This window comes from Microbacterium sp. NPDC055988 (assembly GCF_042269505.1).
GTDB lineage: Bacteria > Actinomycetota > Actinomycetes > Actinomycetales > Microbacteriaceae > Microbacterium.
The window spans coordinates 1,882,293-1,894,667 of the sequence record NZ_JBHJXY010000001.1 but is presented as its reverse complement, the minus strand read 5'-3'; the positions used below and the strand labels follow the sequence as shown (position 1 = coordinate 1,894,667).

General features: G+C 68.8%; 9 protein-coding genes, 1 tRNA gene and 1 pseudogene. 8 read left to right on the top strand and 3 right to left on the bottom strand.

Going from position 1 to position 12,375, the window contains the following annotated elements; all coding sequences use genetic code 11:
• Window positions 1-20: 20 nt before the first annotated feature.
• A complete protein-coding gene (locus tag ACFC14_RS09055; protein ID WP_376103214.1) occupies window positions 21-530 on the top strand; it encodes a hypothetical protein in 510 nt (169 codons plus the stop codon).
• Between the two features lie 18 nt (window positions 531-548).
• On the opposite strand, the gene ACFC14_RS09050 is transcribed toward ACFC14_RS09055, so the two are convergent.
• Window positions 549-1,232, bottom strand: a complete 684-nt coding sequence (locus ACFC14_RS09050; RefSeq protein WP_376103211.1) for a haloacid dehalogenase type II — start codon at window positions 1,230-1,232, stop codon at window positions 549-551.
• Between the two features lie 58 nt (window positions 1,233-1,290).
• Window positions 1,291-1,379: transfer RNA gene (locus ACFC14_RS09045), tRNA-Ser, on the bottom strand.
• Between the two features lie 185 nt (window positions 1,380-1,564).
• On the opposite strand from ACFC14_RS09045, the gene ACFC14_RS09040 reads away from it, so the two are divergent.
• The 4 genes and pseudogenes from ACFC14_RS09040 (at window position 1,565) to ACFC14_RS09025 (ending at window position 7,477) form a co-directional block, all read left to right on the top strand.
• Window positions 1,565-2,275, top strand: a complete 711-nt coding sequence (locus ACFC14_RS09040) for a potassium channel family protein (protein ID WP_376103208.1) — start codon at window positions 1,565-1,567, stop codon at window positions 2,273-2,275.
• A 170-nt stretch (window positions 2,276-2,445) separates the two neighbouring features.
• Window positions 2,446-3,228, top strand: coding sequence for an ion channel (locus ACFC14_RS09035; protein WP_376103205.1), 783 nt, complete (start codon window positions 2,446-2,448; stop codon window positions 3,226-3,228).
• A pseudogene (locus ACFC14_RS09030) lies at window positions 3,225-4,837 on the top strand (MFS transporter). Before ACFC14_RS09035 ends, ACFC14_RS09030 begins: the two are co-directional and overlap by 4 nt.
• Window positions 4,838-4,882: 45 nt before the next feature.
• Window positions 4,883-7,477, top strand: coding sequence for a family 78 glycoside hydrolase catalytic domain (locus ACFC14_RS09025; protein ID WP_376103202.1), 2,595 nt, complete (start codon window positions 4,883-4,885; stop codon window positions 7,475-7,477).
• Window positions 7,478-7,498: 21 nt separating this feature from the next.
• Here ACFC14_RS09025 and ACFC14_RS09020 read toward each other — a convergent pair whose 3' ends face one another.
• On the bottom strand, window positions 7,499-8,500 hold the full coding sequence (locus ACFC14_RS09020) for a LacI family DNA-binding transcriptional regulator (RefSeq protein WP_376103199.1): 1,002 nt from the start codon (window positions 8,498-8,500) through the stop codon (window positions 7,499-7,501).
• 148 nt (window positions 8,501-8,648) lie between these two features.
• Here ACFC14_RS09020 and ACFC14_RS09015 point away from each other — a divergent pair, with 148 nt between their 5' ends.
• The 3 genes from ACFC14_RS09015 (at window position 8,649) to ACFC14_RS09005 (ending at window position 12,328) form a co-directional block, all read left to right on the top strand.
• Window positions 8,649-9,029: an L-rhamnose mutarotase gene (locus ACFC14_RS09015; protein WP_376103196.1), complete on the top strand. Its 381-nt coding sequence runs from the start codon at window positions 8,649-8,651 to the stop codon at window positions 9,027-9,029.
• Entirely contained in the window at window positions 9,026-10,192 is a 1,167-nt protein-coding gene (rhaI, locus tag ACFC14_RS09010; RefSeq protein WP_376103194.1) for an L-rhamnose isomerase, read from the top strand. The genes ACFC14_RS09015 and rhaI overlap by 4 nt, the downstream gene beginning before the upstream one ends.
• 99 nt (window positions 10,193-10,291) lie before the next feature.
• Window positions 10,292-12,328 carry a bifunctional aldolase/short-chain dehydrogenase gene (locus tag ACFC14_RS09005; RefSeq protein WP_376103191.1) on the top strand — a complete coding sequence of 679 codons (2,037 nt, stop codon included), beginning with the start codon at window positions 10,292-10,294 and terminating at the stop codon, window positions 12,326-12,328.
• The last annotated feature ends 47 nt before the right edge of the window (window positions 12,329-12,375 follow it).

Genomic DNA, 12,375 nt, shown 5'->3' with positions numbered 1-12,375 from the left:
GACTGGGGAGACGATTCGACATGATGGTTAAAGACCTGCTCATCGGCGTCCCCGGCGAGCTACCGCCGCTCCCGCGCGAGGAGAATCCGTTCCTGAACACGGACGCTCTCGTCGGCGCACAGATCACGCGGATCCTCGTCGATGTCCTGGGCGGAGTCGTGGGCGTCCTGCTCGAGCTGCGACAGTCCTCGCGCCTCCGCGGCACCACCGCCCTGCTGCGGGTGACCGGTGTGGTGCAGCAGAACTGGCTGAGCACGCGCACGGCGAACGAGTTCACCGCCTGGTCGATCTCCGGAGCCGCCGTGCACCAGGGCGAGAAGGAGTTCCAGCTCGTGGTCGACTGCCTCCCGGTCGGGACGCTCCGCGTCGTCGGCTCCGCGGCCGATTTCACCCTTCTCCAGGCCAACGCGCTCGACGTGCCGCCTCCGGACTACCGGTCTGATCCGCGCGCGCTGATCCGGTTCGGCATCGCCACCGAGTCGACGGAGGTCGATCCCATCGGCGTCGCCCGCTCCGCGGGAAGTCGCTGAGACAACGAGATCGATGCGTCACGTGCTCGAGATCAGCGCGGCGGCGAGTTGCCGAAGTCCGTCGAATCGACCATCGAACGTGTCTGTCGAAGTCGGCGGGTCGCCCACCGGGCGTCGCACATAAGCGGTTCGCATGCCGATCGATTGCGCGCCCCGCAGATCCCAGGCATGGGCCGCGACCATCAGCACTCTCGACGGATCGCCGCCCGCCGCCTCCACCGCCAGAGCATAGACCTCGGGGGCAGGTTTGTAGGCGCGCACGGCGTCAGCCGACAGCGCCAGATCCCATTCCAGCCCGGCGTGCTCTGCCAGCCGATGCAGCGTCTTCGTCGTCGCATTCGACAGCCCGAATACACGGAACCGCTGCACGAGTCGCGCGACACCGTCGGCGGAGTCGTCCCAGGGCGGAAGCCGCTCAGCCGCCGACGCCAGGCGGCCGATGAGGGCCTGGTCGTCGATCCCCGCCGTTTCAGCCACCCGCAGAGCCGCCTCGCGATCGAGAGTCTCCGTGTCGGCGTAGTCGCGTTCGCCCCGCGCGATGCGTGCCTGCTCTTGTTCGATGTGACTTTGCCAGATGCCGAGCAGCCCTGCGGAATCGCCGCGCGGGCCCGCCGCTTCGACGACGGCGGCGCGGAGACCGCGGGGCTCGTCGACCAGGGTGCCGAGCACATCGAACACAACGGTCGTGATGTCGCGGAACATGCTTCCAGTCTGCCGCGGACGGCGACGACCAGGGCCGCGAAACGATGAAGAAGAAGTGCGGAGACGAGGGGATTTGAACCCCTGGTCCCCGTGAGGGGACTCCACCTTAGCAGGGTGGTGCACTCGGCCGGACTATGCGACGTCTCCGTGGATCCGACCCGAAGATCGGATGCACTCAGCCATCATAACGGGTTCGGCGAGCAGTCTCGAACCGGGTCGAGGTTCCCGTTCCCGCCGACGCGCACCCGCCCTGAGACGGGATGCGCTCCGGCGCTGGGATACTGGCCGCACATCGTGGACGACGGCGTCCACCGCACCGGAGTGGAGTCGACATGCCCCTGACAGAAGCGGTGGACGAGCAACGCGCCACAGGCCGGCTCGGCCGCCGGTGGGATGACCGCGCTCTCGGGTACGGGATCGTCCTCGTCCTGCTCATCGTGTCGTACGGCCTGTGCGCGATACAGCCCAGCACCGACCCGAGCCCGTGGGCCTTCCTCCCCATGCTCGCGACGGTCGCCATGGTCTTCCATGTGACCAGGGCCCGACCGATGGTGCAGCGGGTCTCCTGGGTCGTGCTCTCCGCCGCCGGGGTCATTGCCGTCGTCGCCGATCTGTTCGGACTCGAGGGCCCGTTGCTCGCCATCCCGCTCTCGGCCGCGTCGATGATCGCGCTCCTCGTCGCCCCCTGGGTGGTCATCGCCCACCAGGTGACCCGTCGCGGCCTCAACCTGGAGGCACTGCTGGCCGCGATCACCGCGTACATCCTCGTCGGCATGTTCTTCGCCTTCGTGTACAACCTGATGTCGCAGATCTCGCCGGATCCGCTGTTCGGAGAGGAGAGCCTCGACTCGCTCGGCAACCAACTGTTCTTCTCCTTCACGGCGCTCACGACGACCGGTTACGGAAATCTCGTGCCGGTCGGCACCGGCGGTCAGGCGGTGGCGATCGCCGAGGGCATCACCGGTCAGCTCTTCCTCATCACGGCGGTCGCGCGGATCATGCGGGGCGCGAGCGCGAAGCGCGCCACGACCAGCGACGTCTGAGGGGCGCCGACGCACCCCGGGCACCCTCGCCCGGAAGGGGTGATGCGCGACTCTCGTGCCCCGTCGGGCACTGGCACGATGAGCGATGCGACGCCGCCCGCACCCGACCCCGGGGATCCGCCCCGGTCATCCGGATCCCGCGCCGTCATCGAGCGGGTGCGAGGTGCGACATGGCCAGTGACCGACACGCCGACGATGGTTCCCGGGGAGCCGGGTCGGTGACCGCGTCCGCACGTGCGGCGAAAGCCCGAGCCGATGATCGACGTCCCGATCTGCACTTCAGCGGGGCATCGGGGTATGCGGTCGTCGCTGCGTTGGTCGTGGTCTCGTATGCACTGTGCGCCGCGCAGCGTGGCACGAATCCGAGCCCGTGGGCCTTCCTGGTCACGCTCATGACCGTCGCCGTCGTCTTCCGGGTCACGGCCGCGCCCCGCACGGTGCAGCATGTGGCGTGGATCATCCTGTCAGCCGCCGGGGTGGCCACCATCGTCACGACACTTCTCGGTGCGAGCGGGCACGTCCTCGACATCGTGTTCTCCGCGGCGACGATGTTCGCACTGCTCGTGTCTCCCATCGCGATCATCGGGCACCAGGTGAAGCGACGCGGGCTCAACGTCGAGGCCCTGCTGGCGGCGATCACCGCCTACGTCCTCGTGGGCCTCTTCTTCACGTTCGTCTTCAACCTGCTCTCGCTCGCCTCCTCCTCCCCCGTGTTCGGCGACGCGGGCGAGGACTCGCTCGCCAATCAGCTCTTCTTCTCGTTCACCACCCTCACGACCACCGGCTACGGCAACCTCGTTCCGGCGAACGCGACATCGCAGGCTGTCGCGGTCGCGGAGGCGATCACCGGTCAGCTGTTCCTCATCACGGCCGTCGCGCGCATCATGCGCGGCGCCGGCGCGAACACCACCACCCCCGTCGCGTCCGCTGCGCGCTCGAAGGAGACGTCATGAAGAAGTGGGGCGTCATCGCCGTCCTCGGTTCCGCGCAGTTCGTGATGGTGCTCGACGGCACGGTGATGAACGTGTCGATCTCGACCGTCGTGTCCGATCTCGACACCACCGTCACCGCAATGCAGGGGGCCATCACCTTCTACACCCTCACGATGGCCGCGTTCATGCTGCTTGGCGCGAAACTCGGCGATGTGTGGGGCCGCCGCAGGTCATTCGTGATCGGGTCGTGCGTGTATGCGCTGGGCTCGCTGATCACCGCACTGAGTCGAACGTGCAGTTCCTCTTCCTCGGCTGGTCGATCATCGAGGGGCTCGGCGCTGTGCTGGTGATCCCGGCTATCGCAGCCCTCGTCGCGGACAACTACCGCGGTCGGGAGCGGATCACGGCCTTCGCGATCATCGGCGCCGTTTCCGGTGCGGCCGTCGCGGCAGGGCCTCTGATCGGCGGCTTCGTGACGACGTACCTCGACTGGCGCTACGTCTTCGTGGCCGAGGTCTTCATCATGATCGGAGTCGTGCTGTGCGCACGGATCGTCACCGACCCGACGCCGAGACAGACCGTGCGGATCGACATCCTCAGCGTCGCGCTCTCCTCGATCGGACTCGTGGCCGTGGTGTTCGGAATGCTGCAGAGCAAGACCTGGGGGTGGATCCTGCCCCTCAACCCTCCTGAGATCGGCGGCGTCTCCATCGCTCCGCTCGGTATCTCTCCCGCCGCCTGGCTCATCGTGTTCGGGGTCGTACTGCTCGCGCTGTTCCTCTCCCGGCAGCGGGGACTCGAACGCGCCGGGCGGGCACCGCTCGTGCATGTGGGGATGTTCTCGATCACCTCCCTCCGCAGCGGACTGTCGGTGCTCGGTGCGCAGTACACCGTGACGGCCGGTCTCTTCTTCATGGTGCCGGTGTACCTGCAGATGACGCTCGGCCTCGACGCCCTGGAGACCGGCATCCGGATCTTCCCGCTCTCGATCGCCCTCGTGCTGTTCTCCATCGTCGGCACCCGGCTCTCGCGCATGCTGTCGCCGCGGAGGATCGTGCGGATCGGCCAGCTGGTGCTCGTCGTCAGCGCACTCATCCTGCTCGGCTCGGCCACCAGCGACCTGCGCAGCGGATTCTTCGCCACCGGGATGTTCCTCGCCGGCGCTGCGCTCGGGCTGCTCGCCTCGCAGCTCGGCAACGTGAACATGTCGAGTGTGACCGAGAAGGAGACGAGCGAGGTGGGCGGCCTCCAGGGCGTGTTTCAGAACCTCGGATCATCGCTGGGAACCGCACTCATCGGCTCGATCCTCATCGGGGCGCTGTCGACGTCGTTCGCGTCGGGGGTCGCGGCGAGCGATCTGCCCGACACCACGAAGACCACGGTCGCGTCCGCCACGGAACACGGCGTCACGATCGTGCCCGCCGCCGACGTCGCCACCATCGCCGAAGACGCCGGTCTGAGCGACGCGGATGCCGACACCCTGGCGACCGTCTACCGCGATTCGCAGCTGTCGTCGCTGCGCATCGCCTTCTTCGGGCTGATCCTGATCAGTCTCCTGTCCCTCCTGTTCTCGAGGGGGATACCGAACGCGAAGGCCGTGCGGGATCGGCGCAGCGAGACGACGGCCTGAGGCCGGAACCGTACAGACGGAGGTCGATCGGCAAGGATGAGGAGCATGACGACCGTCTCCGCGCCGCGCATCGAACACCACCGGGATCCGCTCGGCATCGGGGAGTCCCGTCCACGCCTGAGCTGGACGCTCAGCGATGCTCCCGCCGACTGGCAGCAGCACGCCTATGCGATCACCGTCGTGCGAATCGACGGAGAGGAGACCTTCGACGTCGCCTCGTCCGAGCAGGTGCTGGTGCCGTGGCCGAGCCGTGCGCTGGAATCCCGCGAGCGCGTCGCCGTGCGGGTCGCAGTGCAGGGCGACGACGGCGACTGGTTCGATCCGAGCCCCGCGACCTGGCTCGAGACGGGTCTGCTGCATGCCGAGGACTGGTCCGCGAGGCCGATCGGACTGGAGCTCGACGAGGATCCGGAGAGCGACGCCCGCCGAGCGACTCTTGTGCGGCGTGGATTCCGCGTCGACGGCCAGATCGTCCGCGCACGTCTCTACGCCACTGCCCACGGCCTGTACGACGCCGAGATCAACGGCATCCGCGTCGGCTCCGACACCCTGTCGCCGGGCTGGACCGTCTACCGCGAGCGACTTCGGTATTACGCCTACGACGTGGCGGGCCTGCTCCGCGACGGCGATAACGCGATCGGCGCCTGGCTCGGCGACGGCTGGTACCGAGGTCGACTCGGCTGGCGCGGCGGTCACCGCAACGTCTTCGGCCGGGATCTGTCCTTCCTCGCCCAGTTGGAGATCACGTATGCCGACGGCCGACGCGTGACGCTAGGGACGGATGACACCTGGAGGGCCGCCCCTTCCCCCATCCTCCGTTCCGGGATCTACGACGGCGAGGACCACGACGCACGGCAGGAGGTGCCGGGGTGGTCGACGCCCGCGTTCGACGACGGCGACTGGGCCCCGGTCGCCGTGCGCGAGCGCGATCCGCGCACCCTGGTGGCCCCGACCGGGCCTCCCGTCCGAGTGACCGAAGACGTCGCTCCCGTCGCCGTGCTCACCTCGCCCCGTGGTGCGCGCATCCTCGACTTCGGTCAGAATCTCGTCGGACGGGTGCGCATCCGCGCCATGGGACCGCGGGGCGCGACAGTCACCCTCCGCACGGCCGAGGTGCTGCAGGAGGGTGAGATCTTCACACGTCCGCTGCGCAGCGCCCGCTCCACCGACCACTACACCCTCGCCGGGCGCCGTGACGGCGAGGAGTGGGAGCCGCGCTTCACGTTCCACGGATTCCGCTACGTCGAGGTCGACGGCTGGCCGGGCGACCTCGATGCGGATGCCGCAGCCGGCGCGCTCACCGCGCGCGTGCTGCACACCGACCTCGAACGGACGGGCTGGTTCGCCTGTTCCGACCCACTGGTCGAGCAGCTGCACCGCAACGTGGTCTGGGGTATGCGCGGCAACTTCGTCGACATCCCGACCGACTGTCCGCAGCGCGATGAACGCGTGGGCTGGACCGGCGACATCCAGGTGTTCGGCCCGACCGCGTCGACGCTGTTCGACGTGTCGGGGATGCTCTCGGGATGGCTCCGTGATCTGGAGGCCGACCAACTGCCCGACGGCACAGTCCCCTGGTTCGTCCCCGTCATCCCGACCCACAAGGTGTGGGATCCGATCCGGCCCGGTGCCGCGTGGGGCGACGTCGCCACGCTGCTGCCCTGGACGATCTATCAGCGCTTCGGTGACACCGGCGTGCTGGCCACCCAGTTCGAGAGCGCCCGCCGCTGGGTCGACAAGGTGGAATCCGCAGCCGGTCCCGACCGGCTGTGGAACGAGGGCTTCCAGCTGGGCGACTGGCTCGACCCCGCGGCCCCGCCTCAAGACCCCGGCGATGCGCGCACCGACCGCTACCTGGTGGCGACCGCCTATTTCGCCCGGTCCGCGCGGGCCGTCGCCGACATGGCGCGCGTGCTCGACAGGTCCGCGGATGCCGCCCACTACGCCGCCCTCGCCGGCGAGGTCGCGGCAGCATTCCGCGCCGCGTACGTGAAGCCCGACGGCACGATGACCTCGGATGCCCAGACCGCCTATGCCCTCGCCATCGTGTTCGATCTGCTCCCCGACCCTGCGCAGCGTGCGCGGGCGGGCGCGCGTCTGGCCGAGCTGGTCCGCGCCGACGGAAACCGCATCGCGACGGGATTCGTCGGCACTCCCCTCGTATACGACGCGCTCACCCTCACCGGGCACACCGACACGGCATACGACCTGCTGCAGGAGACGGAGTGCCCGTCCTGGCTGTACCAGATCGTGCAGGGAGCGACGACGATCTGGGAGCGGTGGGATGCCCTGCTCCCGGACGGCTCGGTCAACCCGGGAACCATGACCTCGTTCAACCACTACGCGCTCGGCGCCGTCGCCGACTGGCTCCACCGCAGCGTCGCCGGACTCGCCCCGGCCGAACCCGGTTACCGCCGCATCCGGTTCGCGCCTCGGCCGGGAGGCGGGCTGACGCATGCGTCGGCAACGCAGCGCACGCCGTACGGCGAGGCCTCGATCTCGTGGCGGATCGAGCACGACAGACTGCACGTCGACGTGACCGTCCCCGTCGGCACCACCGCCGAGCTCGACCTTCCCGGCCTCGCTGTCGAGGAGCTCGGACACGGGTCGCATGCGCGATCCGTGTCGCTGGCGGGGTGACCGTCGGCCGCGAGTTACGGGTCAGCCGTCAGTCGACTGCCGCACGATCAGCTCGGGACGGAACCGCACCCGTCGCTCGTAGTCGCCGTGCGGGTCGCTGATCGACCGCAGCAGCAGTTCGACGGCCGTGCGTCCGATCAACTGAGCGGGCTGGCGCACCGAGGTCAGCGGCACGACCGTGGCCGTCGCGAAGTCGATGTCGTCGTAGCCGACCAACGCGATGTCCTCCGGCACCCGCAGCGAACGGAACATCGTGAGCGCCTGGAGCAAGCCCACTGCGAGCAGGTCGTTCGCAGCGAAGACGGCATCCGGACGCTCTCGCCGCGCGGCGATCTCCTCGCCGGCAGCACGACCGTGCAACACGGTGAGCGCGGGCATCCGGATCACTTCGAGCGTCGCTCCCGCAACCTCGGCGATCGCTCGGCGGGCACCTTCGAGACGCTGAGCGACCTGAGTGATCCCCTCGGGGCCACCCACGAAGGCGAGACGACGCCGTCCGATCCGCAGCAGATGCCGGGCGGCGAGGAATCCGCCCTCGACGTCGTCGACCGACACCGAGCAGAACGCCGACCCCGGCACCTCCCGGTCGACCAGGACCACCGGGATGCCCGACGCCTGCACTCGCAGCAGCTTGTCGTCGTCTTCGGATGCGGGGGTGATCAGCACACCGTTCACCCGCTGCTCGCGAAAAAGGTCGAGGTAGCTGTCCTCACGCGAGGCATTCTCGTCGCTGTTGCCGAGCAGCACGGCGAGCGAGTCTTCGTCCGCGCGCGCCTCGGCACCACGGGCGACGTCGGCGAAGAACGGGTTGCCCGCGTCCGGGACGATCAGTCCGATGCTGCGGCTGCGACCGGCGCGAAGCTGGCGTGCCGCATCGTTGCGCACGAAGCCGAGCTCGGCGATCACCCCCTGCACCCGCTCGACGGTCGTCGCGGCGACCTTGTCGGGCTGGTTCAGGACGTTCGATACGGTGCCGACGGACACTCCTGCCGCCGCTGCGACGTCCCGCACACTCACTGCCACTACTGCTCCTCGTCGCTCCCGGATGCTGTCCGAGAGTGTACGGCAATCGAACGCGGTCCTTCCGGGTTGACTCGCGCCCGCGGCTCGGCCTAGCATGATTGTTGAAACGATTCAGGTGCAGCACGTCAACACGGCAGAGGAGCCCCCGATGACCCGCGTCGCCTTCCAGCTGCAGATCCGCGCCGAGCTGCTCGACGAGTACCTCGAACGGCATTCCCCGGTGTGGCCTGAGATGCTGGCCGAGATCGCCACTGCCGGGCGCCGCAACTACACGCTGTTCCTCGGCGAGGGCGGCACGCTCGTCGGCTACTACGAGACAGACGACGATGCCGCCGCACAGGCGTACCTCGCCGCCTCACCGGTCGCCGCGCGCTGGGAGGCAGAGATGAGCCGGTTCTTCCACGGCCTCGACGGTCGCCCCGACCAGGCCGCCACCGCGCTCACCGAGGTGTTCCACCTCGAAGACCAACTCGCCGCCAGCGGCGAGATCCCCACCCCCGCGACCGACAACGAAAGCAGTGCATCGTGAGCATCCTCTCCCCCGACCACCTCGCAACCCTCGAGAAGCAGGGCATCGAGCTGCCCAGCTGGGCGTTCGGCAACTCCGGCACCCGGTTCAAAGTCTTCGGCACCCCCGGCACCCCGCGCGACCCGTACGAGAAGATCGCCGATGCGGCACAGGTCAACAAGTACACGGCCCTCGCGCCTTCGGTCGCCCTGCACATCCCGTGGGACCTGGTCGACTCCTACGACGATCTGCGCAAGCACGCCGAAGACCTGGGCGTCACGCTCGGCACCATCAACTCGAACACGTTCCAGGACGACGACTACAAGTTCGGCGCCCTCACGCACGAGGACGCGGCCATTCGCCAGAAGGCCATCGACCACCACCTCGCCTGCATCGACGTGATGGACGCCACCGGCAGCCGCGATCTCAAGATCTGGTTGGCCGAGGGCTCGAACTACCCGGGCCAGGCAGACCTCCGCGGCAGGCAGGACCGCCTGCAGGAGTCGCTGCAGAAGATCTACGCGCGCCTCGGCGACGACCAGCGCCTCGTGCTCGAGTACAAGTTCTTCGAGCCAGCGTTCTACCACACCGACGTTCCCGACTGGGGTACCTCCTACGCCCAGGTCAGCGCCCTCGGCGACAAGGCCATGGTCTGCCTCGACACCGGTCACCACGCCCCCGGCACGAACATCGAGTTCATCGTGATGCAGTTGCTGCGCCTCGGCAAGCTCGGATCGTTCGATTTCAACTCGCGCTTCTACGCCGACGACGACCTGATCGTGGGCGCCGCCGACCCGTTCCAACTGTTCCGCATCCTGTTCGAGGTCATCCGCGGCGGGGGCCTGAACAACGCCGACGTGGCGTTCATGCTCGACCAGTGCCACAACGTCGAAGACAAGATCCCCGGCCAGATCCGCTCGGTGCTCAACGTGCAGGAGATGACCGCCCGCGCGCTGCTCGTCGACCGCGATGCTCTCACCGCCGCGCAGAAGTCGGGCGACGTGCTCGCCGCGAACGCCGTCTTCATGGATGCGTTCTACACCGACGTGCGCCCGGCTCTCGCCGAGTGGCGCGAGTCTCGCGGCCTGGCCGCCGACCCGATGGCCGCCTACGCCGCCTCCGGCTACCAGCAGAAGATCGCTGCCGACCGCGTCGGCGGCGTGCAGGCCGGTTGGGGCGCCTGAGCACTCCGACTCATCGGGAGCGCGAGACACCGATCCTCGCGCTCCCGGTGCCCACTCCCTGAACTCCCGCGGCGCCGCCGCCCATCGAAGGAATCCGTCATGACGAACCCCACCGCCGCCGCCCTGATCGCCCGGTCGAACCGCCTCGGCGCCGACCCGAAGAACACGAACTACGCCGGCGGGAACACCTCCGCCAAGGGCACCGAGACCGACCCCGTGACGGGGCAGCCGGTCGAGCTGATGTGGGTCAAGGGCTCCGGCGGTGACCTCGGCACCCTGACCGAGAGCGGCCTCGCCGTGCTGCGCCTCGACCGCATGCGCGCACTGGTCGACGTGTACCCGGGCCTCGACCGTGAAGACGAGATGGTCGCCGCGTTCGACTACTGCCTGCACGGCAAGGGCGGCGCCGCCCCCTCGATCGACACCGCCATGCACGGCCTCGTGGATGCCGCACACGTCGACCACCTGCACCCCGACTCCGGCATCGCGATCGCCACGGCGGCCGACGGCGAGGCGCTGACGACGACCATCTTCGGCGACAAGGTCGTGTGGGTACCCTGGCGTCGTCCCGGCTTCCAGCTCGGACTCGACATCGCCGCGATCAAGGCCCAGAACCCGCAGGCGATCGGCACGATCCTCGGCGGCCATGGCATCACGGCCTGGGGCGATACCTCAGAAGAGGCCGAGGCGAACTCGCTCTGGATCATCGACACCGCCGCCCAGTACATCGCCGAGCAGGGCAAGGCTCAGCCGTTCGGCGGCGTCCGCGCCGGATTCGAGGCTCTGGCCGCGACCGAGCGCCGCGAGCGTGCGGCCGCCCTCGCCGGCACCATCCGCGGCATCGCGTCGACCGACAAGCCGATGGTCGGACACTTCACCGACGCCGACGTGGTCCTCGAGTTCCTGGCATCCGAGAAGGCACCAGAGCTCGCCGCTCTCGGCACCAGCTGCCCCGACCACTTCCTGCGCACCAAGGTCAAGCCGCTGATCCTCGACCTGCCGGCCACGGCATCCGCCGAGGAGCAGATCGCGCGGCTGCACGAGCTGCACGAGCAGTACCGCGCCGACTACCAGGCCTACTACGACGCGCACGCCACCGCCGAGTCGCCCGCCATCCGCGGCGCCGACCCGCTCATCGTGCTGGTCCCCGGCGTCGGCATGTTCTCCTACGGGGCGAACAAGCAGACCGCCCGGGTCGCCGGCGAGTTCTACGTGAACGCGATCAACGTGATGCGCGGTGCCGAGGCGCTGTCGACCTACGCGCCCATCTCGGACGCCGAGAAGTTCGACATCGAGTACTGGGCGCTGGAAGAGGCCAAGCTGCTGCGCATGCCGAAGCCGAAGACGCACCAGGGCCGCATCGCGTTCGTCACCGGCGCCGCATCCGGAATCGGCAAGGCCATCGCCACCCGCCTCGCCGCCGAGGGCGCCTGCGTCGTGATCGCCGACCTCGACCTCGAGAAGGCCCAGGCCGCCGCCGCGGAGCTCGGGAACACGGATGTCGCGATCGGTGTCGCCGCGAACGTCGCGGATGCCGATGCCGTGCAGGCCGCGCTGAACGAAGCGGTGCTCGCGTTCGGCGGCGTCGACCTCGTCGTGAACAACGCCGGACTGTCGCTCTCGAAGCCGCTCCTGGAGACGACCGAGAACGACTGGGACCTGCAGCACGACGTCATGGCCAAGGGCTCGTTCCTCGTGTCGAAAGCCGCCGCACGCGTGCTCATCGACCAGAAGCTCGGCGGCGACATCATCTACATCTCGTCGAAGAACTCGGTCTTCGCCGGGCCGAACAACATCGCCTACTCCGCGACCAAGGCCGACCAGGCCCACCAGGTGCGGCTGCTCGCAGTTGAGCTCGGTGAGTTCGGCATCCGGGTGAACGGCATCAACCCCGACGGCGTCGTGCGCGGCTCCGGCATCTTCGCCTCGGGCTGGGGCGCCAACCGCGCCGCGACCTACGGCGTCGCCGAAGAGGACCTCGGCCAGTTCTACGCCAATCGCACGATCCTCAAGCGCGAGGTCGTCCCCGAGAACGTCGCCGACGCGGTGTACGTGCTCACGGGACCCGAGCTCAGCCGCACCACGGGGCTGCACATCCCCGTCGACTCCGGCGTCGCCGCGGCGTTCCTGCGATGACCCGCGTTTGTCGAGTGCACGGCTTCACGCCGAAGGCACGCCCTGTT